Source organism: Nocardia sp. NPDC050412 (assembly GCF_044458825.1).
Classification (GTDB): Bacteria; Actinomycetota; Actinomycetes; order Mycobacteriales; family Mycobacteriaceae; genus Nocardia.
Genome location: NZ_JBITIJ010000005.1, coordinates 247,678 through 271,000, shown reverse-complemented (window position 1 = coordinate 271,000; position 23,323 = coordinate 247,678). Strand labels below are relative to the sequence as shown.

The 23,323-nt window shown below is 65.7% G+C and carries 20 protein-coding genes; 17 read left to right on the top strand and 3 right to left on the bottom strand.

What is annotated here, in order from left to right:
* The first annotated feature begins 57 nt into the window (after positions 1-57).
* From ACIBI6_RS15680 to nuoN, 14 genes are all read left to right on the top strand, one after another.
* Entirely contained in the window at positions 58-393 is a 336-nt protein-coding gene (locus ACIBI6_RS15680) for a hypothetical protein (protein WP_364356665.1), read from the top strand.
* 435 nt (positions 394-828) lie between these two features.
* Positions 829-1,197 (top strand): NADH-quinone oxidoreductase subunit A, encoded by a 369-nt coding sequence (locus ACIBI6_RS15675; protein ID WP_396957051.1) that lies wholly within the window; start codon positions 829-831, stop codon positions 1,195-1,197.
* A gap of 78 nt (positions 1,198-1,275) precedes the next feature.
* Positions 1,276-1,830 carry an NADH-quinone oxidoreductase subunit B family protein gene (locus ACIBI6_RS15670; protein ID WP_364356488.1) on the top strand — a complete coding sequence of 185 codons (555 nt, stop codon included), beginning with the start codon at positions 1,276-1,278 and terminating at the stop codon, positions 1,828-1,830.
* Positions 1,827-2,597 carry an NADH-quinone oxidoreductase subunit C gene (locus ACIBI6_RS15665; RefSeq protein WP_396956705.1) on the top strand — a complete coding sequence of 257 codons (771 nt, stop codon included), beginning with the start codon at positions 1,827-1,829 and terminating at the stop codon, positions 2,595-2,597. The genes ACIBI6_RS15670 and ACIBI6_RS15665 overlap by 4 nt, the downstream gene beginning before the upstream one ends.
* Positions 2,597-3,931: an NADH-quinone oxidoreductase subunit D gene (locus ACIBI6_RS15660; RefSeq protein ID WP_364356482.1), complete on the top strand. Its 1,335-nt coding sequence runs from the start codon at positions 2,597-2,599 to the stop codon at positions 3,929-3,931. The genes ACIBI6_RS15665 and ACIBI6_RS15660 overlap by 1 nt, the downstream gene beginning before the upstream one ends.
* The gene (nuoE, locus tag ACIBI6_RS15655; protein WP_396956702.1) at positions 3,928-4,635 is read left to right on the top strand and encodes an NADH-quinone oxidoreductase subunit NuoE; all 708 of its coding nucleotides are present in this window, start codon (positions 3,928-3,930) and stop codon (positions 4,633-4,635) included. The genes ACIBI6_RS15660 and nuoE overlap by 4 nt, the downstream gene beginning before the upstream one ends.
* Before the next feature lie 2 nt (positions 4,636-4,637).
* The gene (gene nuoF / locus ACIBI6_RS15650; protein ID WP_364356476.1) at positions 4,638-5,951 is read left to right on the top strand and encodes an NADH-quinone oxidoreductase subunit NuoF; all 1,314 of its coding nucleotides are present in this window, start codon (positions 4,638-4,640) and stop codon (positions 5,949-5,951) included.
* On the top strand, positions 5,948-8,470 hold the full coding sequence (locus tag ACIBI6_RS15645; protein ID WP_364356473.1) for an NADH-quinone oxidoreductase subunit G: 2,523 nt from the start codon (positions 5,948-5,950) through the stop codon (positions 8,468-8,470). Before nuoF ends, ACIBI6_RS15645 begins: the two co-directional genes overlap by 4 nt.
* The gene (gene nuoH / locus ACIBI6_RS15640; protein WP_396956700.1) at positions 8,463-10,313 is read left to right on the top strand and encodes an NADH-quinone oxidoreductase subunit NuoH; all 1,851 of its coding nucleotides are present in this window, start codon (positions 8,463-8,465) and stop codon (positions 10,311-10,313) included. Before ACIBI6_RS15645 ends, nuoH begins: the two co-directional genes overlap by 8 nt.
* Entirely contained in the window at positions 10,310-11,194 is an 885-nt protein-coding gene (locus ACIBI6_RS15635; RefSeq protein WP_364356470.1) for an NADH-quinone oxidoreductase subunit J, read from the top strand. Before nuoH ends, ACIBI6_RS15635 begins: the two co-directional genes overlap by 4 nt.
* Positions 11,191-11,490, top strand: coding sequence for an NADH-quinone oxidoreductase subunit NuoK (gene nuoK / locus ACIBI6_RS15630; protein ID WP_062982135.1), 300 nt, complete (start codon positions 11,191-11,193; stop codon positions 11,488-11,490). Before ACIBI6_RS15635 ends, nuoK begins: the two co-directional genes overlap by 4 nt.
* 1 nt (position 11,491) lies before the next feature.
* Entirely contained in the window at positions 11,492-13,378 is a 1,887-nt protein-coding gene (gene nuoL, locus ACIBI6_RS15625; RefSeq protein ID WP_364356466.1) for an NADH-quinone oxidoreductase subunit L, read from the top strand.
* Entirely contained in the window at positions 13,375-14,994 is a 1,620-nt protein-coding gene (locus ACIBI6_RS15620; protein WP_364356463.1) for an NADH-quinone oxidoreductase subunit M, read from the top strand. Before nuoL ends, ACIBI6_RS15620 begins: the two co-directional genes overlap by 4 nt.
* Positions 14,991-16,601, top strand: a complete 1,611-nt coding sequence (gene nuoN, locus ACIBI6_RS15615; RefSeq protein WP_364356460.1) for an NADH-quinone oxidoreductase subunit NuoN — start codon at positions 14,991-14,993, stop codon at positions 16,599-16,601. Before ACIBI6_RS15620 ends, nuoN begins: the two co-directional genes overlap by 4 nt.
* A 159-nt stretch (positions 16,602-16,760) precedes the next feature.
* Here the strand turns inward: nuoN and ACIBI6_RS15610 are convergent, their stop codons facing one another.
* The gene (locus ACIBI6_RS15610) at positions 16,761-18,134 is read right to left on the bottom strand and encodes an FAD-dependent monooxygenase (RefSeq protein ID WP_364356457.1); all 1,374 of its coding nucleotides are present in this window, start codon (positions 18,132-18,134) and stop codon (positions 16,761-16,763) included.
* A 185-nt stretch (positions 18,135-18,319) separates the two neighbouring features.
* Between ACIBI6_RS15610 and ACIBI6_RS15605 the strand changes: the two genes are divergently transcribed.
* Entirely contained in the window at positions 18,320-18,886 is a 567-nt protein-coding gene (locus ACIBI6_RS15605) for a TetR/AcrR family transcriptional regulator C-terminal domain-containing protein (protein WP_364356454.1), read from the top strand.
* A gap of 225 nt (positions 18,887-19,111) precedes the next feature.
* On the opposite strand, the gene ACIBI6_RS15600 is transcribed toward ACIBI6_RS15605, so the two are convergent.
* The gene (locus tag ACIBI6_RS15600; RefSeq protein ID WP_396956698.1) at positions 19,112-19,942 is read right to left on the bottom strand and encodes an alpha/beta fold hydrolase; all 831 of its coding nucleotides are present in this window, start codon (positions 19,940-19,942) and stop codon (positions 19,112-19,114) included.
* A 523-nt stretch (positions 19,943-20,465) separates the two neighbouring features.
* Here ACIBI6_RS15600 and ACIBI6_RS15595 point away from each other — a divergent pair.
* Together ACIBI6_RS15595 and ACIBI6_RS15590 are read left to right on the top strand one after the other, a co-directional pair.
* Entirely contained in the window at positions 20,466-21,056 is a 591-nt protein-coding gene (locus ACIBI6_RS15595; protein ID WP_396956696.1) for a TetR/AcrR family transcriptional regulator, read from the top strand.
* A complete protein-coding gene (locus ACIBI6_RS15590; protein WP_364356445.1) occupies positions 21,053-21,892 on the top strand; it encodes an alpha/beta hydrolase in 840 nt (279 codons plus the stop codon). Before ACIBI6_RS15595 ends, ACIBI6_RS15590 begins: the two co-directional genes overlap by 4 nt.
* 129 nt (positions 21,893-22,021) lie before the next feature.
* On the opposite strand, the gene ACIBI6_RS15585 is transcribed toward ACIBI6_RS15590, so the two are convergent.
* Positions 22,022-23,236 carry a DUF418 domain-containing protein gene (locus tag ACIBI6_RS15585; RefSeq protein ID WP_396956694.1) on the bottom strand — a complete coding sequence of 405 codons (1,215 nt, stop codon included), beginning with the start codon at positions 23,234-23,236 and terminating at the stop codon, positions 22,022-22,024.
* Between the last annotated feature and the right edge of the window lie 87 nt (positions 23,237-23,323).

The window sequence follows — 23,323 nt, the reverse complement described above, 5'->3', positions numbered from 1 at the left end:
TCCACCCCACTGCGGGTCTTGGTCTACAGCAACGACGCCGACACCCGGCGCCAAGTAATGCTGGCACTGGGCAGACACCCGCATCCCGAGCTGCCCGCCTTCGAATACCTCGAGGTGGCGACCGCACCCGTGGTCATCGAGCAGATGGATGCGGGCGGTATCGACCTGGCCATCCTGGACGGGGAATCCGCCCCGGTGGGCGGGCTCGGCATCGCCAAGCAACTCAAGGACGAGATCGCCCAGTGCCCACCGGTTCTGGTGCTCACCGGCCGGCCCGACGATGCCTGGCTCGCGAACTGGTCGCGCGCCGAGGCCGCCGTATCCCATCCGATCGATCCGATCCGGCTCACCGAGGCCGTCGTCGCGGTATTGCACAACCGCTCGGCAGCCTGAACCGATCGCCGCACCCGTGCCCGCGTCCTGGGACGCGGGCATTTTGACGTCACGTGACGGCGCTATCACTTAGCGGATCCAACGGGGCGGATTACCCCTGATTCAGTCATAAATAGCAGTCCCGTTTTCGATCAAAGACCCCAATCGAATAAACGGTCGAACCCGCGCGACAGTTGTAGGCTGTGCCGTAGCTCACATGAGCGCGGGCCTCGATATGACAGACCCGCGCGGTGCGAGCAGGCCATGAGGCGAGTCTGACCGAGGCGGACAACGAAGTCAGCCCGCCTCGGAAGCTGCCCGTAGCGACTGCTTGCCGGTCGCTCGAAAGGGTCAGCCATGATTCCGACGTCGGCCATCTCGGCGCCGTCGGGGGACATGACGCCCAACCGCCAGCTACAGCTCGCAAGGAGGGGAAGTGCAGTCGTGAATATCGAGATGCCCACCCTGGTCCTCGGCGCGGTCGCCGCCGCGTTCGCGGTGTTCTCCGTCATCCTCTCGGCCCTCATCGGCCCCAAGCGCTACAACCGGGCCAAACAGGAGGCCTACGAGTGCGGCATCGAACCGACACCGCACGCTGTCGCGGGTGGGCCGGGAAGCGTTACCGGACAACGCTTTCCGGTGAAGTACTACCTCACCGCCATGCTTTTCATCATCTTCGATATCGAGATCGTGTTCCTCTACCCGTGGGCTGTCCACTTCGATGCGCTCGGTCTCTTCGGTCTCGCCGCGATGGCGCTGTTCATCTTCAATGTCTCGGTGGCCTACGCCTACGAATGGCGCCGCGGCGGTCTCAGCTGGGACTGATTTGCCCATACGCACTGGCCCACAAGGCATTACGCCGCGTCGGACGGTACGCACAGTGGAAGTGAGAGTTAGTCGAACATGGGTCTCGAGGAAAAACTGCCCAGTGGCTTTCTGCTGAGCACGGTCGAAGATTTCGCCGGATATCTGCGCAAGGGTTCGCTGTGGCCGGCCACTTTCGGACTGGCCTGCTGCGCCATCGAGATGATGGCCACCGGCGCAGGACGTTTCGATATCGCCCGCTTCGGAATGGAGGCGTTTCGCGCCTCACCGCGGCAGGCCGATCTGATGATCGTCGCGGGCCGGGTCAGCCAGAAGATGGCGCCGGTGCTGCGTCAGGTCTATGACCAGATGACCGAACCGAAATGGGTGCTGGCCATGGGCGTTTGCGCGTCCTCGGGCGGCATGTTCAACAACTACGCCATCGTGCAGGGCGTGGACCATGTGGTGCCGGTCGATATCTATCTGCCCGGCTGCCCGCCGCGGCCGGAGATGCTGTTGAACGCGATCTTGGCACTGCACGCGAAGATCCAGCAGATGCCACTCGGCGTCAACCGCGAGGAGGCCATCCGTGCCGCCGAAGCGGCGGCGCTGGCGTCCACACCGACCATCCGGATGGAGGGTCTGCTGCGATGACCTTCGACTCCCCCGACAATACCGAAACCAGGACACCACAGGAGTTCGTCGACGCCGCGGCCACCGCGGGCCCGGAAGGCACACCGCCGGAGGCGGATTCGCCAGCGGCGGAAGTGATCGGCGTGCGCCGCGGCATGTTCGGTGTCACCGGTACCGGCGACACCTCCGGTTACGGCCGCCTGGTCCGTCCGGTGACGCTGCCCGGCAGCACCCCGGCACCCTACGGCGGCTACTTCGACGAGCTCGTCACCGAATTGCATGCCGCGCTCGGTGCGGTCGGCACCAGCTGGGAGACCGTCATCGAGAAGGTGATCGTCTTCCGCGGCGAACTCACCCTGCACGTGCGGCGCGAACATCTGGTGACGGTGGCCAAGGCGTTACGCGACTATGCCGCACTGCGTTTCGAGCTCTGCCTCGGCGTGAACGGCGTGCACTACCCGGACGACGCGGGCCGCGAATTGCACGCGGTCTATCACCTCATGTCGATCACCCACAATCGGCGCCTGCGCGTCGAGGTCTCCGCACCGGACGCCGACCCGCATATTCCGTCGCTGTTCAGCGTGTATCCGACCACCGACTGGCATGAGCGGGAAACCTACGACTTCTTCGGCATCCTCTTCGACGGCCACCCCTCGCTGACGCGCATCACCATGCCCGACGACTGGCGTGGCCACCCCCAGCGCAAGGACTACCCGCTCGGCGGGATCCCGGTCGAGTACAAGGGCGCGCGCATTCCGCCGCCCGACGAGCGGAGGGCGTACAAGTAATGAACGACATCGACACCCGGCCCGGCGTCCACAACGACACCGGGCCCGAACCCGCTGTGGTCACGGTGGCGGGCCAAGACTGGGGCGCGGTCACCGAGACCCTCGACGGCGCGGGTGAGGAACGCATCGTCGTCAATATGGGTCCGCAGCATCCGTCCACACACGGCGTACTGCGGCTCATCCTGGAAATCGAGGGCGAGACGGTCACCGAGGCCCGCTGCGGCATCGGCTATCTACACACCGGCATCGAGAAGAATCTGGAATTCCGGAACTGGGCGCAGGGCACCACCTTCGTGACCCGGATGGATTATCTGTCCCCGTTCTTCAACGAAACGGCGTACTGCCTCGGCGTCGAGCGTCTGCTCGATATCGAGGACCAGATTCCCGAGCGCGCCACCATCGTTCGCGTCATGCTCATGGAGCTGAACAGGATCTCCTCGCATCTGGTCGCGCTGGCGACCGGTGGTATGGAGTTGGGCGCGCTCACCCCGATGCTGTTCGGTTTCCGGGAACGCGAACTGATCCTGGATGTCTTCGAGAACATCACCGGCCTTCGCATGAATCACGCCTACATCCGGCCCGGCGGTCTCGCCCAGGATCTGCCCGACGATGGCGTCACCAAGGTCCGTGAGCTGCTGAAGCTCTTACCGAAGCGGCTGCGCGATATGGATCATCTGCTCACCCAGAATCCGATCTGGAAGGCACGCACCCAGAACATCGGCTACCTGGACCTCACCGGCTGCATGGCACTCGGCATCACCGGTCCGGTATTGCGCTCGACCGGTCTGCCACACGATCTGCGCAAGGCCGCACCGTATTGCGGTTACGAGAACTACGAATTCGAGGTGCCCACCACCACAGGCTGTGACTGCTACGGCCGCTATTGGATTCGGGTTGCGGAGATGAAGGAGTCACTCAAGATCGTCGAACAGTGCCTGGACAAACTGCGCCCAGGTCCGGTGATGGTGGACGACAAGAAAATCGCCTGGCCCGCGGACCTGCAGCTGGGCCCGGACGGCCTCGGCAACTCCCCCAAGCACATCAGCCGCATCATGGGCACGTCCATGGAGGGACTCATCCACCACTTCAAACTGGTCACCGAGGGAATCCGGGTCCCGGCGGGACAGGTGTATGTGGCGGTGGAGTCGCCGCGCGGCGAACTCGGGGTGCATATGGTCAGCGATGGCGGCACCCGCCCGTATCGGGTGCACTATCGCGACCCCTCGTTCACGAATCTGCAAGCGGTGGCGGCGATGTGCGAGGGCGGGATGGTCGCCGACGTCATCGCCTCCGTCGCCAGCATCGACCCGGTGATGGGTGGAGTTGACCGATGACCGAGATCCTGTTGAAGCTGTCCACCCGGCCGCAGCCGTTCGCGGCTTTCGTGCGCGAGCGATTGGAGGTTGATGCCAAGGAGATCATCGCCCGCTATCCGGAGCCGCGCTCGGCGCTGCTGCCGCTGCTGCATCTGGTGCAGGCCGAGGAGGGCTGCGTCACCGGCACCGGTATCGAGTTCTGCGCCGAACAGCTGGGCTTGACCGGTGCGGAGGTCACTGCGGTGGCGACCTTCTATTCGATGTACCGTCGCACGCCCACCGGCGACTATCACGTCGGAGTCTGCACCAACACGCTGTGCGCGGTGATGGGTGGGGATGCCATTCTCGAGACCCTGCAGTGTCGACTGGGCATCAGGCACGGCGAGACCACGGCGGACGGGTCGATCACCCTCGAGCACATCGAATGCAATGCGGCCTGCGATTTCGCGCCGGTCGTGATGGTCAATTGGGAGTTCTTCGATAACCAGACCCCGGAATCGACTGCCGCACTGGTGGATTCGCTGCGCCGCGGCGAACAAGTGACACCGACGCGCGGTGCGCCGCTGTGCACGTTCAAGCAGACCTCTCGCATTCTCGCGGGTTTCCCGGACGAGCGCCCGGGCGTGCTCGACGGTGCGGCGGGCGAGGCGACGCTGGCCGGACTGCGGGTCGCGCAGGAACAGAATATGCAAGCGCCAGAACCGAAGCCGGGCGAGGAATGATGATGGCACTGACCCCCGTACTCACCCGATATTGGGACGACCCGCAGTCGTGGACCATCGAGCACTACCGCAGCCACGACGGCTATCAGGCGTTGCGCAAGGCCTTGCGGATGGAGCCTGATCAGGTCATCCAGACCATCAAGGACGCCGGTCTGCGCGGCCGTGGCGGCGCGGGCTTCCCGACCGGTATGAAATGGAGCTTCATCCCGCAGGGGACGGGACCGGACGGTGTCACGAAGCCCCACTATCTCGTGGTCAATGCCGACGAGTCGGAACCCGGCACCTGCAAGGACATCCCGCTCATGCTGGCCACCCCGCACACCCTCATCGAGGGGGTCATCATCGCGGCGTATGCGATTCGGGCGGCGCACGCGTTCATCTATGTGCGCGGTGAGGTCGTGCCGGTGCTGCGGCGGCTGCAGGCCGCGGTCGCGCAGGCGTATGCGGCCGGATTCCTCGGGAAGAACATTCTGGGCTCGGGCTACGACCTGGAACTCATCGTGCACGCCGGTGCCGGTGCATACATCTGCGGCGAGGAAACCGCGCTGCTGGATTCGCTGGAGGGGCGGCGCGGCCAGCCGCGATTGCGGCCGCCGTTCCCGGCTGTGGCGGGTCTGTATGCCTGCCCGACGGTGGTCAACAATGTGGAATCCATTGCGAGCGTGCCGCCGATCATCCTGAACGGCACCGCCTGGTTCCGGTCCATGGGCAGTGAAAAGTCCCCGGGCTTCACGCTGTACTCGCTGTCGGGACATGTCGCCCGGCCGGGGCAATACGAAGCGCCACTGGGCATTACATTGCGCGAACTGCTCGGCTACGCCGGTGGCGTGCGCGCCGGACATCAGGTGAAGTTCTGGACGCCCGGCGGTTCGTCGACACCGCTGTTCACCGATCAACACCTCGACGTGCCGCTCGACTACGAGGGTGTCGCCGGAGCAGGATCCATGTTGGGCACCAAGGCATTACAGATCTTCGACGACACCACCTGTGTCGTGCGCGCGGTGCTGCGCTGGACCGAGTTCTATGCCCACGAATCCTGCGGTAAGTGCACGCCCTGCCGCGAAGGCACCTACTGGCTCGTCCAGTTGCTCGAGCGGATCGAAGCCGGCCGGGGTACCGAATCGGATCTGGACAAGCTCCTCGATATCAGCGACACCATCAACGGCAAATCGTTCTGCGCACTCGGCGACGGTGCGGCCAGCCCGATCATCTCCTCGCTGAAGTACTTCCGCGAGGAATACGTCGACCATCTGCGGCTCGACGGCTGCCCGTTCGATCCCGCGCGATCCACCGCCTGGGCCGAAGGAGTGAAATGAGCACAGCATCGCGCAGCGATTCGATCGGGGGTGGCGGCCGGGTTACGGGTGGGCCTGCCACCGTGAATTCCAATGCAAGCGGACTCGTGCCCGCCGACCTGGTCACCGTCACCATCGATGACAACGAGGTCAGTGTTCCGGCGGGCACCCTGCTGATCCGGGCCGCCGAACTCATCGGCATCCAGATCCCGCGCTTCTGTGACCACCCGCTGCTGGACCCGGTCGGCGCATGCCGCCAGTGTCTGGTCGAAGTGGAGGGGCAGCGCAAGCCGGTCGCCTCCTGCACCATGACCGTCACCGAGGGCATGATCGTGCGCACTCAGCTGACTTCACCGCCGACCGCCAAGGCCCAGGAGGGGGTGATGGAGCTGCTGCTCATCAACCACCCCCTCGACTGTCCGGTCTGCGATAAGGGCGGTGAATGCCCGCTGCAGAACCAGGCAATGTCCAGCGGACGGCCCGAAACCCGATTCGACGGCGTCAAACGCACCTACCCCAAGCCGATCCCGCTGTCCACGGCGGTGCTGCTGGACCGGGAACGCTGCGTGCTGTGCGCCCGCTGCACCCGCTTCTCCCAACAGGTCGCCGGGGATCCATTCATCGAACTCATGGATCGCGGTGCGCTCGAACAGGTCGGCACCGCACAGGCCGAACCGTTCGACTCCTACTTCTCCGGCAATACCGTCCAGATCTGCCCTGTGGGCGCACTCACCGGAACCAGTTACCGGTTCCGTGCCCGCCCGTTCGACCTGGTCTCCAGCCCGAGCGTCTGCGAGCACTGCGCATCGGGCTGCGCACAGCGCACCGACCATCGGCGCGGGAAAGTGTTGCGCCGCTTGGCAGGTGACGATCCGCAAGTCAATGAGGAGTGGAACTGCGATAAGGGCCGGTGGGCGTTCACCTACGCGACCGAACGCGACCGGCTCACCACACCCCTGGTGCGCGGCTGGGACGGCAATCTCGCCCCCGCGTCCTGGTCCGAGGCCCTGGCCGCCGCCGCCGAGGGTCTGGCATCTGCCTTCGGCAGCGCGGGTGTGCTGGTCGGTGGTCGCGTCACCGAGGAAGACGCCTACGCCTACGCCAAATTCGCCCGAGTTGCCCTGGGCACCAATGACATCGACTTCCGGGCCCGGGTGCATTCGGCCGAAGAGGCGGACTTCCTCGCCGCCCGTATCGCCGGACAGGGTGTGACCGTCGACTACGACGCCCTGGAGAACGCGCCAGTCGTGCTGCTCGCCGGACTGGAGCCGGAAGAGGAGTCGCCGATCATCTACCTGCGGCTGCGCAAGGCGGCACGTAAGCGCGGTATGCCGATCTTCTCACTCGCCGCCTACTCTTCGCGCGGGCTGGATCGGATGTCGGGCACGCTGTTGCAAGCCGTGCCCGGGGCCGAACCCCATCTGCTCGATGCACTGCGCACCGGCGAGACGGACTCCGCCGCTGCGGCGACAGCCGCACAGCTGTTGCGGCAGCCGGGTGCGGTGGTGCTGGTCGGTGAACGGATGGCCGGAATTCCGGGCGCACTGTCCGCAGCCGTCCGGCTCGCCGATGAAACCGGTGCCGCCTTGGCCTGGGTGCCGCGGCGTGCGGGTGAGCGCGGTGCAGTCGAGGCTGGAGCATTGCCCGGCCTGCTGCCCGGTGGTCGACCGGTGGTGGATCCCCGTGCGCGCCAACAGGTTCGCACGATTTGGAATGTCGCGGAACTGCCGGTCACCGCCGGTCGGGATACCGCATCCATCCTGGAGGCCGCGCCGAGCTTGGGCGCGCTGGTCATCGGCGGTGTCGATGTCGCCGACCTGCCGGACCCCAAGGCGGCACTGGAGGCCATCGACGCCGCCCGCTTCGTGGTCAGCCTGGAGCTGCGGCACAGCGCGGTCACCGAACGTGCCGATGTCGTCTTCCCGGTGGCCTCGGCAATGCAGAAATCCGGCACCTTCCGCACCTGGGAGGGCCGACCGCGGCAATTCGATACGGCACTCGGCGATTCGATGGTGCGCCGCGAACCCGCACCGCTGTCGGATCAGCGGGTGCTGCAGGCCATCGCGGGCGAGATGCAGGTCGCACTCGGGCTCCCCGATACCGAATCCGCGCGCGCCGAACTCGCAGAACTCGGCGCCTGGGACGGTCCGGCGGTGCCCGCGCCCGCGCATCGCCCGCATCCGGTGACCCAGCCCAATCCCGGCGCGGCCATCCTGTCCAGCTGGCGGATGCTGCTGGACCAGGGCCGGATGCAAGACGGAGAGCCGAATCTGGCGGGTGTCGCGCGGCCGCCGGTGGTGCGGCTGTCTCCCGCCACCGCTTTGGAAATCGGTGCCGCCGATGACGATCCGATCATCGTCGCCACCGATCGCGGCGCCGTCACGCTGCCGCTGCTGATCACCGATCTGCCCGATCGAGTGGTGTGGCTGCCGCTGAACTCGCCGGGCTGCTCGGTCAACGAACAGCTCGCCACCCAGCCGGGCGGTGTGGTGCAGCTGCATCGCGCCGACGAGAGGATGAAGGAACACCGCCATGAGTGATCTCTCTCTTTTCGGCCACGACCCGCTGTGGCTCGTCATCGGGAAATCGCTGGCGATCTTCGCCTTCCTGCTGCTCACGCCGATGATGGCGGTGTATCTGGAGCGCAAGATCGTGGCCTGGATGCAGATGCGCATCGGACCGAACCGCGTCGGCCCCAAGGGCACGCTGCAGGCCGTAGCCGACGGCGTGAAGATGGCGCTGAAGGAAGATATCGTCCCGGCCATCGTCGACAAGCCGATTTTCATTATGGCGCCGGTCATCTCGGTGGTGCCCGCATTCATGGCGTTCGCGGTCATCCCGATCGGGCCGGAGGTGTCGATCCTCGGCCACCGGACCGCGCTACAGCTCACCGATCTGCCGGTGGCGGTGCTCTACATCCTGGCCATCACCTCGATCGGCGTGTACGGCATCGTGCTGGCAGGCTGGTCATCGGGTTCGACGTATCCGCTGCTGGGCGGGCTGCGCTCGACCGCACAGGTGATCTCCTACGAGATCGCCATGGCACTGTGCTTCGCGACGGTGTTCCTACTCGGCGGCACCATGGCCACCTCCGGGATCGTGAAGGCACAGGAGGGCACCTGGTATGTCTTCCTGCTGCTGCCGTCTTTCCTGATCTACTGCGTGTCGATGGTCGGCGAGACCAACCGTGCGCCGTTCGATCTGCCCGAGGCCGAGGGCGAGCTGGTCGGCGGTTTCCACACCGAATACTCCTCGCTCAAATTCGCCATGTTCATGATGGCCGAATACATCAATATGGCAACGGTTTCCGCGCTCGCCACCACCCTGTTCCTCGGTGGCTGGCACGCACCGTTCCCGATCAACCTGTGGGACGGTGCGAATTCCGGCTGGTGGCCCGCGCTGTGGTTCATCGCCAAGATGTGGACGTTCCTGTTCGTATTCATCTGGTTGCGCGGCACGCTGCCGCGCCTGCGCTACGACCAGTTCATGAATCTCGGCTGGAAGCTGCTGATTCCGACCTCGCTGCTGTGGGTAATGCTGGTCGCGACCGCCCGCGTGCTGCAGAACGAGGGCTACGAGATCCAGACGCCGCTGCTGGTGATCAGCGGAATCATCATCTCCGGACTGATCGTGCTGATGTTCCTGCGGGCCGGTCGCAAACAAGGTGCGCCGCCGGTCGAGGAACCCGCCCCCGGGGAATCGGGCACCGCGGAATCGAGCCCCTGGGAATCGGGCACCGGGGAATCGGGCACCGCGGTCTTCCTCGGCTTCCCGACGCCACCGCTGCCGGATCCATCGACGCGGCGTCCGGAACCCAAGCCCGGACTGCTGGAACCATTGACCGGCTTCGCGGTCACCTTCCTGACCATGTTCAAAAAGCCCAATACCGAGTCCTATCCGGAACAGAAGGTGCCGACCGCGCCCCGCTATCACGGCCGCCATCAGCTCAATCGGTATTCGGATGGTCTGGAGAAATGCATCGGCTGCGAGCTGTGCGCGTGGGCCTGCCCTGCGGATGCGATCTATGTCGAGGGCGCGGATAACACCGAGACCGAACGCTTTTCGCCCGGCGAGCGCTACGGGCAGGTCTATCAGATCAACTATCTGCGCTGTATCGGCTGCGGATTGTGCATCGAGGCGTGCCCGACCAGGGCGCTGACCATGACCAACGAGTACGAGATGGTCGATGACAACCGCGCCGATCTGATCTACGAGAAGGACCGGCTACTGGCCCCGCTGCAGCAAGGTATGACCGCACCACCGCACGCCATGTATCCCGGTGCGACGGAAGGCGATTACTACCGCGGCAATGTTCCCGGCGGTGACAGCGGTTCCGATCCCAGGGAGCCCGCCGCGGCGGGCGCGGAAGGAGGCGCGCGGTGAGTCAATTCATCCTGGCCGCCCAAACATTAGCCGGAGAGCCACTGACCCACACCTCCACCGGCGAGACCGTCCAATTCTGGATCCTCGGCCCGCTCGCCGTCATCGCCGCGTTCGGCATGGTATTCGCGCGTAAGGCCGTACATTCGGCGATCTGCCTGGCCGCCACCATGATCGTGCTCGCCACCTTCTACATGGCCCAGGATGCACTGTTCCTCGGCGTCGTGCAGATCGTCGTCTACACCGGCGCGGTCATGATGCTGTTCCTGTTCGTGCTCATGCTGGTCGGCGTCGACTCCCCCGAATCGCTCGGGGAAACCCTACGCGGGCAGCGGCTCTCGGCTGCCGCGGTCGGACTCGGCTTCGGGCTGCTGCTGATCAGCGGTATCGCCAACGGCATCCGCAACTCCGGAATCACCTATCCGGCAAAGGGCTTCGCCTATAAAGACGCGATCGGCCAACTCGCCGAACTGATCTTCGTCCGATATGTGTGGGCCTTCGAACTCACCGGCGCACTGCTCATCACAGCCACGATCGGCGCGATGATCCTGGCGCACCGGGAGAGTTTCGGGCCGCGCCTGGATCAGCGGGAACTCTCGCGTCGCCGCTTCCGCAGCGCCTACGATCCGGCCCGTCCCTCCGAGCGCGCCACCCCGCTGCCGACACCCGGTGTGTACGCCAGGCACAACGCCGTCGATATTCCGGCACGGCTGCCGGATGGATCCTTCGAGGAGCTGTCGGTCAGCACCATCCTGCGGCACCGCCGCACCAGGGCGCTCACCGAAGCGGCGGTCATCTCGGTCGGTACGACCCCGACCTTCGCCGCCGAGGCCAACGAGCCCGAAACCCCCGCCCGCGAGGCAGACGAGGAAGGCAAGCGGTGAATCCTGAGAACTACCTGTTCCTGTCCGCCCTGCTGTTCACCATCGGCGCGGCCGGTGTGCTGCTGCGGCGCAACGCCATTGTGGTGTTCATGTGCATCGAGCTGATGCTCAATGCGGTGAATCTCGCCTTCGTCACCTTCGCCAGGCTGCATTCGAATCTGGACGGTCAGGTGTTCGCATTCTTCACCATGGTGGTCGCCGCGGCCGAAGTCGTCGTCGGACTCGCCATCATCATGACCATCTTCCGCACCCGCCGTTCGACCTCGGTCGACGACGCCAACCTGCTGAAGTTCTGACGTGGATACCGCAACGCTCTGGGTGCTGCCCGCACTGCCGCTGGCCGGTGCTGTCGTCTTGCTGCTGGTCGGACGCTTCAGCGACAGGTGGGGGCATCTGCTCGGCTGTGCCACCGCGCTGGCCTCGTTCGGCTTCGCCGTCGTCGCCTTCTTCCACATGCTCGACCGTGATGATGCCGCCCGCGCAGTCCACAAGGACTTTTTCAGCTGGGTGCCGGTCGACGGGTTGCAGGTGGACTTCAGCCTCCAATTGGACCAGCTGTCGGTGTGTTTCGCGCTGCTGATCACCGGCGTGGGATCGCTGATCCACATCTATTCCGTCGGCTATATGAACCACGATCCAGGACGGCGACGGTTCTTCGCCTACCTGAATCTGTTCCTGGCGGCCATGCTGCTGCTGGTGCTGGCGGACAACTACCTGGTGCTGTATCTCGGCTGGGAGGGTGTGGGTCTGGCCTCCTATCTGCTGATCGGGTTCTGGTACCACAAGCCGACCGCGGCGACGGCGGCCAAGAAGGCATTCGTGGTCAACCGGGTCGGCGATATGGGGCTGGCGATCGCGATGTTCACCATGTTCGCGACCTTCGGTTCGATCGACTTCGGCTCGGTTTTCGCGACCGCGCCGCAGGCTGGGGAGGGCACGCTCACCGCAATCGGGTTGTTGTTGCTGCTGGCCGCGTGCGGTAAGTCCGCGCAGGTGCCGCTGCAGTCCTGGCTCGGGGACGCGATGGAGGGTCCGACACCGGTCTCCGCGCTCATCCACGCGGCCACCATGGTGACGGCGGGTGTGTATCTGATCGCGCGCTCCGGACCGATTTTCGATCTCGCGCCCAATGCGCGACTCGGGGTTGTACTGGTAGGGGCGGTGACGCTGCTGTTCGGTGCGATCGTCGGCTGCGCGAAGGACGACATCAAGAAGGCGCTGGCGGCATCCACCATGAGCCAGATCGGGTACATGGTGTTGGCCGCAGGCCTCGGCCCGGCCGGATACGCGATCGCCATCATGCATCTGCTCACCCACGGCTTCTTCAAGGCCGGGCTGTTCCTCGGTGCCGGTTCGGTCATGCACGCGATGGACGACGAGACCGATATGCGCCGCTACGGCGGACTACGCAAACTGCTGCCGGTCACTTACATCACCTTCGGGCTCGGCTATTTGGCGATCATCGGCGTGCCGCCGTTCGCCGGATTCTTCTCCAAGGATCGGATCATCGAGGCGGCGTTCAACCAAGGCGGCGCAAGCGGTTTGGCATTGGGCGCGGTGACGCTGCTGGGTGCCGGGCTGACCGCGTTCTACATGACGCGCGTGATGATGATGACGTTCTTCGGCGAGCGTCGCTGGAAACCAGATACCCATCCGCACGAGGCACCAGCGGTGATGACCGGGCCGATGATTCTGCTCGCGATCGGTTCGGTGGCCGCGGGTGGGCTGTTCGTTCTCGGGTCGTCGCTGCAGAACTGGCTCGAACCCGTTGTCGGGGCGCATCACGGCGAGGAGGTCGTGCCCGCGGGCGTGGTGACCGTCCTGGCGCTGCTCGTGGTCGCCGTCGGAATCGGCTTCGCCTACAACCAGTTCGCGCAGCGTGAGATTCCCGAGACCGCGCCGGAGGCGGCATCCGCGTTGACGGTCGCGGCCCGCAAGGACCTCTACGGAGATGCGTTCAACGAGGGCGTATTCATGCGTCCCGGTGCGTATCTGACTCGGTCGCTGGTCTTCCTCGACAATCGCGGCATCGACGGCATCGTCAACGGGACCGCCGCACTGATCGGCGGACTGTCCGGGCGCATCCGGAAGGTGCAGTCCGGGTTCGTGCGGTCCTATGCCCTGTCCATGTTCACCGGCGCGGCACTGGTGGCCGCCGCCCTGCTGGCAGTGAGGCTCTGGTGAGTGACTATCCCTGGTTGACCACGCTGTGGTTATTGCCCGTCGCCGGCGCGGTGGTGGTGCTGCTGTTGCCCGCGTCGCGGCGCACCCTGGCGCGCGGGCTGGCATTCGGTGTCGCATTGGCGGTGCTGGTGCTCGGCATCGTTTTGGCCGTGCGCTTCGAACCCGGTGGGGCGCAGTATCAGTTCGTCGAATCGCACGAGTGGATTCCGGCCTTCGGCGCGGGTTACACACTCGGGTTGGACGGGATCGCGCTGGTGTTGGTGCTGCTCACCGCGGCGCTGGTGCCGCTGCTGATCCTGGCCGGGTGGAACGATGAGCGTGAGGTCGGCAGCGGGCGGCGGGTGTCGCACACCTATGTCGCGTTGACGCTGCTCGTCGAGGCGATGGTGCTGATTTCCTTTGTCTCGCTCGACATTCTGCTGTTCTACGTGTTCTTCGAGGCGATGCTCGTCCCGATGTACTTCCTCATCGGCGGATTCGGGCCGCGCAGTGCCGATCTCGCGCATCGCCAGCAGCGCTCACGGGCGGCGGTGAAATTCCTGTTGTACAACCTGTTCGGCGGTCTGATCATGTTGGCCGCGGTGATCGGGCTGTATGTGCTCACCGCGCGGCAGGGACTCGGATCCGGATCGTCGGGCACCTTCGATTTCCGCACCGTGGTGATTGCGGCCAATGCCGGACAGCTCGGCGCCGGCCCGGCCGTGTTGAATGCCCTCTTCCTCGGGTTCATGTTCGCCTTCGCGGTGAAGGCACCGCTGTGGCCGTTGCACACCTGGCTGCCGGATGCGGCGGTGGCGGCGACGCCGTCGAGTGCGGTGCTGATGATGGCGGTGGTCGACAAGGTCGGCACCTTCGGCATGTTGCGCTACTGCCTGCTGCTGTTCCCGGATGCCGCGGGAACCTATGCGCCCCTGGTGATTACGCTCGCGGTGGTCGGCATCATCTACGGCGCGCTGCTGGCCATTGGACAGACCGATGTGATGCGGCTGATCGCCTATACCTCGATCTCGCACTTCGGATTCATCATTCTCGGCATCTTCGCGATGACCAGTCAGGGGCAGACCGGGGCCACCCTCTACATGGTCAATCACGGCATCTCGACAGCGGCACTGTTCCTGATCGCGGGATTCCTGGTGTCGCGCAGGGGTACTCGGGCCATCGCCGCCTACGGCGGGGTGCAGAAGGTGGCGCCGGTGCTGGCGGGCACCTTCTTGATCGCCGGTCTCGCCACCCTGTCGCTGCCGGGACTTGCGCCGTTCATCAGCGAATTCCTGGTGCTACTCGGCACATTCACGCGCTACGGATTCGCCGCGGTGATCGCGACCGGGGCGTTGGTGTTGGCGGCGCTTTATGTGCTGTGGATGTACCAGCGGATGATGACCGGTCCGGTCAAGGAGGGCAACGAGCGGCTCTATGATCTGGTGCCGCGCGAGGTGGCGGTGGTGGTGCCGTTGATCGCGGCACTGCTGTTCCTCGGTATCTATCCGAAACCGGTGCTGGAGTTCATCAATCCCGCAGTGGGTCAGACGCTCACCACCATCGGCGTCCACGATCCCGCGCCGAAGACGCCCGCGATCCCCGCAGCGGGGGCCGATCACGGAGGTGGCCACAAATGAGCAGTCTGCTCGCGGCAAGTATGCCCGCGCCGAGTATCGAATACGCAAAGTTGTCGCCGATGCTGATCGTGTTCGGGGTGGCGGTGGTCGGGGTGCTCGTCGAGGCGTTCGCGCCGCGCCACCACCGGTATGCCATCCAGGTGCCGCTCGGGCTGGCCGGGTTGGTCGCGGCACTGGTGGCGGTGCTGCGGTTGTCCGGGACCAAGGCGACCGTGATGGTGGGTGCGGTGGCGATCGACGGTGTGACACTGTTTCTTCAGGGCACGATTCTGGTGGTGTCGATTCTGGCGCTGCTGTTCATGGCCGAGCGCGGTGCGCAGCCGCGGCCGCAGGTACGTTCCGGTCCTGGGACGTGGAGTGTGGCCGCGGCCGCCGTCGGCGGTGCGGTGGACGCGTTCACCCCGCAGGCCTCCGCGGTGCCCGGTAGTGCGGGGGAAATCGCCGCGGTCCGTGCGGGTATCGCGACCACCGAGGTGTTCCCGCTGGCCATGCTCGCAATCGGTGGACTGATGCTGTTTCCCGCGTCCAATGATCTGCTGACCATGTTCGTGGCGTTGGAAGTTTTGTCGCTGCCGCTGTATCTGCTGTGCGGGCTGGCGCGGCGCAAGCGACTGCTCTCGCAGGAAGCGTCGCTGAAATACTTTCTGCTCGGGGCGTTTTCGTCCGCGTTCTTCCTCTACGGCGTTGCGCTGCTTTACGGGCAGGCGGGGACGGTCAAGCTCGGTGGGATCGCCGATGCGATAACCCAGCATCCGCAGAACAGCACCTTGGCATTGCTCGGGGTGGGGCTGCTGGCCGTGGGGTTGCTGTTCAAGATCGGTGCGGTGCCGTTCCAGTCCTGGGTGCCGGATGTGTATCAGGGCGCGCCGAGTTCGGTGACCGGCTTCATGGCCGCGGCGACGAAGATCGCGGCAGTCGGTGCGCTGTTGCGGGTGCTGCAGATCGCGGTGCCCGGTCTGCGTGACGACTGGCGTCCGGTGCTCGCCGCCATTGCCATCGCGACCATGGTGATCGGCGCGATCATGGCGATTACCCAGACCGACGTCAAGCGCATGCTCGCCTACTCCTCCGTCGCGCATGCCGGATTCATCCTGACCGGTCTCGCCGCGGCGAATGCGGCCGGTACCTCGGCCATCCTGTTCTATTTGTTGGCCTACGGCCTCGGCACGCTCGGCGCGTTCGCGGTCGTCAGCCTGGTCCGGGATGCCGAAGGTGACGAAGCTACCGCCATGTCCCAGTGGGCGGGCCTCGGCCGCCGCTCCCCCTGGCTGGCAACAATTTTCGCCCTCTTCCTGCTCTCGTTCGCGGGCCTGCCCCTCACCGGTGGCTTCGTCGCGAAGTTCGCGGTCTTCCAGGCCGCCGCTTCCGGCGATGCTGCCTATCTGGTCATCGTCGGTGTCATCTCCAGCGCCATCGCCGCCTTCTTCTACATCCGCGTCATCGTCTTGATGTTCTTCACCGACCCACCCGCCGACGCCCCGACCGTCGCCTCCCCGTTCCTCACCACCACGGTCGTCGCATTCACCGCGGGCGCGACCGTCCTGCTCGGTATCGTCCCGCAAATGCTGCTCGACTTGTCCGACCGCGCATCAACTTTCGTTCGCTGACCTCCGACTACACGGGTAAGGGCAGTGCATTGCTGCGCCGCCCTCCACTCAGGTCACGACGGGATGGCTTCGTGTTGGACACCGCCGCAGGAGAAGGACACCGCCGCAGGAGAAGAAGGGCCTCCGCGACATGCTCGCCACCTGCCTGAAGGCGGCGCGCTAGCCGTACGAGCGGCTCACGAAACCGTCAGGTCGAACCAGCACCGTCCCGTACGGCCAGCCGTCCACCAGGTGCACCGGAATGTCGGCCTCCACGTCGGGATCGGCCGTGAGTACGCACCACTGCGATCCGACGAGATCCAGCGTGGACACCCCGTCGGTCACCCACATGTGCGGCAGGCGGGATCCCGGGGACCCGTCGAGGTCGAGGGCGACGTCCTCGGTGGAGGGGAGCTCCGCACCGCCATACCGGTAGCCCATGTGCACCACCGGCGCGTTTATCGCCCCCGCTGCCTTGCGCGCCTGTGCCATGCCCTTTCCCCAGTGCAGGGACGGATCGTTGAACCGCAGGCGCGCCTGCTCCATCGTCATGAGGGCCACTGGATGGCGTTCGGCGTGATAAGTCTCCAGCAGCTCGGGTCCGGCCTCGCCGCGCAGCACGTGCGCGAGCTTCCACGCCAGGTTGTGCGCGTCGGCGACGCCGGCGTTCAGCCCGAACGCGCCCAGTGGGGGGATGGCGTGCGCCGCGTCGCCCACCAGGAAGACCCGCCCGACGGAGAGCCGGTCGGCCACCTGGCCGCGCCCCCGGAACCTCAGCACACTGCGGATCTCCACCTCGATCGACGGGTCGCCGACCGCGGTGCGGATGAGGTCGGGAGTCGGCTCGGTGTCGAGGCGGGTGAGGAACACCCACTCGCGTTCGCCGTCGACGGTCACCAGCAGGCCGGTCGCGTCCGGATGCTCGATATTGCACATTGCGAACGGCTTGCGCGGCCGCAGATCAGCGCGGAACAGGACGCTCGTCGTCTCCTGACCGATCGCACCGGGACCGGTGAGGCCGATGCCGAGGATCTGCCGGACCCGGCTCCGCACCCCGTCGGCCGCCACCAGATAGCGCGCCCGCACGACACGCCCGTCGGACAGGGTCGCCGTGACGCCGTCGGAGTCCTGCTCGAAGGAGTCGAGCGCCAGCCCGAACTTCACGTCGCCAGCCTTGGTGATCAGCACGCGGTCGAGCCGGTTCTGTGCGCAGGTGCCGCGGATCCGAGCTGGTGTGTAGATGAGCTCGGCCGCGATTTTCGTCTTCCACTCCGCGCCTTCGGTGAAGTCGGCCTCTGCGAGCGTGCGCCCTCTGATCTTCCCCGCCCGCAAGTCGACCGCGGCCTCGTTGACCGCGTGCTCCAGGCCGACCTCGCGCAGGATCTCCAACGTCCGCGACCCGATGCCGGTGGCCCTGGGGTGGGGCGAGAGCTCCGGCTTCTCCTCGACGACGAGGGGCTTGACGCCGTGGTGGCGCAGCAGCACCGCGAGCATCAGCCCGACGGATCCGCCGCCCGCGATCAAAACATCCGTGGATGCAGTCTGCCCATTCATGAGTCGCCCTTCGATACAGTGAATTATCAAATACACTGTATCGAACTGTCCGATGTATCGTCAGCGGCATGTTGGTGTGGGAGAGGCCGGAGCCACCGAATCGACCAGTGCCGGCCCCGCTGAGCCGGGAGCGAATCATACGAGCGGCGATCCAGCTGGCCGACGCGGACGGAGGACTACCGGCGGTGTCGCTACGTAAGGTTGCCGCCGCACTGGACGTCGGGCCGATGCGGCTGTACGGCTACATCGCCACCAAGGAGGAATTGCTCGACCTGATGGTCGATTCGGTCTACGCCGAGATCCGGCCGGCCGGCGACGGTTGGCGAGAGGTGTTGCGCTCCCTCGCCGAAACCACCCGACAGGCCGCTCATCAACACGAATGGTTCGCCGACCTGATCGGTGGGCGACCCCAGCTCGGGCCGCACGCGCTAGCCAGAGGAGAGGCTGTGGTGGCCGCGATGGACGGCATCGACGTGGACATCGTCATGCCGGTGGTCGACGCGGTCAATGCGTACGTGGTCGGGGCGGTGCGTCGGGAGATCGCCGAGCGGCGCGCCGAGCGGGCCACCGGGATGAACGAGAAGCAGTGGCAGGCCGGCTTCGGGCCTTATCTCGAGCGAACCTTCGCCACCGGCCGATTCCCCGCGCTGTCCACGGTCATACGCGACGCCGCCCACCTGGACGCCGACCAAACCTTCCGCACCGGCCTCGACTTCCTCCTCGACGGCATCCAAGCCCACATCGCGAGCTGACACGCAGCCGAGGGACCAGACGCGCGCCGACCGTGGCACCAACACGGCGTTGACGCGCAGAGACGACGCGACCTCCAACTCCCGAAGCCATGGGCAAGCCATTGTCGTTGTTTTCCGCGCGGTTACTACCGGGACCTCTGCAACTCTGGTCTGCCGCCGCTGCGCATTCTCGGCCCCGCCCGGGTGATCGACACAAAGGCGATGCTGCGCTACCGGCTCGCCGGTCTAAGCAGCACCTGCGAGTACCGCACGCAACCGGACCGCGAATCCGGCTGGGTCCTCGACGAATCCGGTGTGTCCGCCGGGGAATACGGTCGGAGTCACTCCGATGGCCTGACTGAGCGCCCGCGATGTGCGGTCGCAGTGTTGGCCGGTCGATTCGGAGCCGATGCCGATTAGGATGCGGGCCGGAGTCGATTGCAGCACAGCGATATTCGGCTCCCACGTGGTGGTGCCGCGCAGTTCGTGATCGAACCAGTAGCGCTCGCTGGCCAGCTGGCGCGGGTCGCGCTCGCCGCCGAACACCTGCTGTAGCACCGGTTCCGGCATCACCATGTTGGCGTTGACCATGAACTTGCGCCATGCACCGAGCACATCGCCGCTGCGGTAGGTGGCGATGACGTCCTCGGTTCCGGCGCGCACCTGGTCGCGGTCCTCGAGCAGTTCACCCAGCGGCGGTTCGTGGGCGATCACGGTGGTGACCAGGTCCGGCTGGGATTGGGCCAGGGCCAATGCGCTCACAGCGCCGCCGCTGGAGCCGAATACCACCGCAGGGCCGATGCCGAGGTGAGTGATGAGGCAGGCCAGGTCGTCGGCGCGCAGCTGCGGTGTCGAGTCCTGTTCCGCGTCATGGAGCACGCTGCCCTGATGGCCGCGCGGGTCGGTGGTGAGCACGGTGCGGTCGGTGGCGAGCAGTTCCGCCAGCGGCGCGAAGGCCGCCGCATCCATCGGGGCGCCGACCAACACGACCAGCGGCCCGCTACCGCGCACCTCGTAGTGCAGTCGAGCCCCGGGCACGTCGAGGGTGTGCGTGGTGGCGGTCGAAGTCGGGGTCATCAAGGTCTCCTCGGACAAAGTAGTCATGGTCTGCCGAGAATGTTGACCGGCATGGGCACGCGAATTAATCGGTCGGGCCAAATGTCGTCGAGTTCTCGGAGCGTCTCGGCCGCCGGCCCGCTCGGAACATGGCTGAGGCCGGCGATCCTGACCGGCCTACGTGAACGCGACGCGCTGTTCGGACTCAGCAACTCGATCTACGACTGGCACGACCGTTCGACAAGCTGTTCCTGCCAACCCTCGCCATGGTCGCCGAATTCGAAGCGAACCTGAATCATCTGCGCATCCACCGCATCACCAGCGGAACCGCACCATGGGCATAGCCCTCGCGCGATTGCCGTTCAGGCAACTTCTTCTTCCGGCGAGTCCACGAATCACCTTCTACCAGGCGACATCTCGAACTTCCTCGGATTTTCGGCGATTACTACCGGGACCCCCAGATGCGGTGTGCGTCTGCGCGTGAAACTTGCGAAACCTAGGGCTATTAGGTTATAAACTAGGCACCACAGTTTCAGGAGATGTGATGTCACCACGCGCCGGATTGACCACCGAGCGGATCACGCTGGCGGCGGCGGAGCTCGCCGATGAAGTCGGTTTCGACAACATCACCATCGCCGCGCTGGCCAGGAAGTTCGGAGTCAAGGACGCGAGCCTGTACTCGCACATCAAGAACCTCGAAGATCTGCGTAACCGGGTGGCCATGCTGGCAAGCGACGAGAAGACCGACCGCATTGCCGCGGCGGTGGCCGGGCGCGCCGGACGGGCTGCGCTCGCGGCATTTGCCGACGAGTGGCGCCGCTATGCCCTGGAACATCCCGGCCGCTATGCCGCCACCCAAATGCCGATGGACCCCGCCGTCGCCGCGGATTGGACCGGCGGATTGCGTGCCATCGACCTGACCTATGGGATGCTGCGCGCCTACGGGCTCGACGAACCCGATATCACCGATGCGGTTCGCCTGTTGCGCAGCACTTTTCACGGTTATGCCAACCTGGAGGCGAGCGGCGGCTTCGGCCACGCCCGCTCCACCGGCACATCCTGGCACCGCGTGATCGACGCCCTGCACATCACCCTCACCCATTGGCCGACCGACGAGAAAGCGAAATCGCAGTGAGATCCGAAACCCTCGAAGTTCCCGGCGCCACCTTGTATTTCGAGGTGCGCGGCCACGGCCCGGTGCTGCTCCTACTGCCGGGCAGTGGCGGCGACGCCGGCATCTTCGACCCGATCGCCGATGCGCTCGCCGAGCACTTCACGGTCGTCGCCGCCGATCCGCGTGGCTACTCGCGCAGCGTGCTGGACGCTCCCGAACCCGTGGACCAGCGGATGGAAGTTTTCAGCGACGACGCATACCGTCTGCTCGAACACCTGACGCCCGCAGGTGAATTCGCATATGTCGCCGGTGTCAGCGGTGGCGCGGTCGTCGCGCTCGACCTGCTCGCCCGTCATCCGGAACGGCTGCGCCTGGTAGTCGCCCACGAGCCGCCGTGTTTCGCGGTCCTGCCCGATGCGCCCGCGCACCGGGCCATGGTCGAGGAGGTGGTCGAACTCGCCCGTGACCAGGGACCCGCCGTCGCGGGCGGGCGTTTCATGCAGGCGGTGGGCGTCACCTCGAAGCCGCTTCCCAATGCCGCCGAGGTCCCGGCGCGCACCGCCGAAATGCTCGGGCGGCTCATGGGTAACGCGCCGGTGATGTTCGCTCATGAACTGCGCGCGGTCACCGATTACCGGCCCGATACGGCCGCACTCGCCGCCGTCGTGGACCGCCTTGTGCTCGCCGCAGGTCGGGAAACCCGTGGCCAACTCCCCTATCGGACCGCCGAAACCCTTGCGACCGAGTTGGACCGACCGCTGGTCGAGTTCCCAGGTGGGCACAGCGGTGTGCGGGAAACCCCAACCGAATTCGCTCGTGCTCTCCTGGAAGCGCTGACGGTCCCCGCTGATCGCTGACCCACGCGGCTCCCGGTTTCCCTCAGGGGAAGCCGGACCGTGCGGGGCGGAAACGATGCTGAGCGTGCACGTTTCGTCGAGATGGGCAGATGTCGCCAGTTCCGACGGACCAGTGCGCGCTCAGCATCGTCAAGCCAATCGATCCCTCTGCACTGGAACGTATTCCGGCCGCCGCCATGCCGGAACCAAACCATATGTCGCAGCGCGCAGCACCCACTCCACCGGCCCATACGCGTGGCCGCGCAACCACCAGTGACTGAAGGCGAGCTGCGCGCCATAGGTCACCAACGCGATCCCGATGACGCCCGCCGGTGGCACATCATCTGCTAGGGCGAATCCGTAGCCGGTGTAGATCACCATCAACACCACCGACTGCATGATGTAGTTGGAGGCCGCCATCCGACCGGCCGGGGCGAGCAGCGCCATATACTGTGCGGTGCGGGCTGCTCGAGTCAGCATGATGATCCCCGCGATGTATGCGAATGTCATGAGTGGGTTGATCATTTCTTGGATCCCGTTCCAGTACGACGGCGGTTCCAGCCAACCCATCCCGTAGGAGAATGTCACCGCCGAGACCGGCAGTCCGACCGCGAGCCCGCCGATGAACACCCGAGGTGCCCAGCGGCGCAATGTCTCCTGTTCCGTGAACAGCTCGCGCCTACCGGCAGCCATCCCGATCAGGAACATCCCGAGCGCCGGAACTCCCTGGGTGATCCAGATCAGGATGATCCACAGCGGCGCCTCCGACAGCTGCATCGTGAAGGTATCACCGAAGCTGCCGGTGTAGCCCTCGTGCAATGCCAACACATCGAGCAGCTCCGCTACCTCGGTAATTCCACCGGCACCCGGCAGGAACGCCCATATCGACCACGCGAGATACAACACCGTCCCGCCGATGACCGCGACCCGCGGCTCCAACCACCGCAGCAGGATCAGAAACAGGCTCAGAAACGCGTACAGCGTCAGGATGTCGCCGATCCACAGCAGGAAAACATGTGCCAACCCGATCGCCATCAGCGCGACACAGCGTCGCAGCAGCCGCGGATTCGCCGACATCCCGGCCCGCTGTGCCGCCGCGATCTGCAGCGTGAACGAATAGCCGAACAGAAATGCGAACAACAGATAGAACCGGCCGCTGAACAGCGCCTCTACCACCGCGTTCACGAAATGGTCGAACGGGCCGTCGAAGCCGAGGCGCGGATCGTCGATGGTGCCGCCGAACGACCACAGCAGCGTGGCGACCACGACATTCACGATGAGGATCCCGAAGAGTGCGAATCCGCGGAGTATGTCGACTTCGGCTATCCGCCGCGATTCGGTTGCGTGCAGGACCGATTCGGACATGATCCGAAGGTAATGGCGCCCCCCGCGAGCTGTCGTCCTCCCCCTGACCGATTCGCGCCCTGACCGGATCCGCCACGAACAGCTACC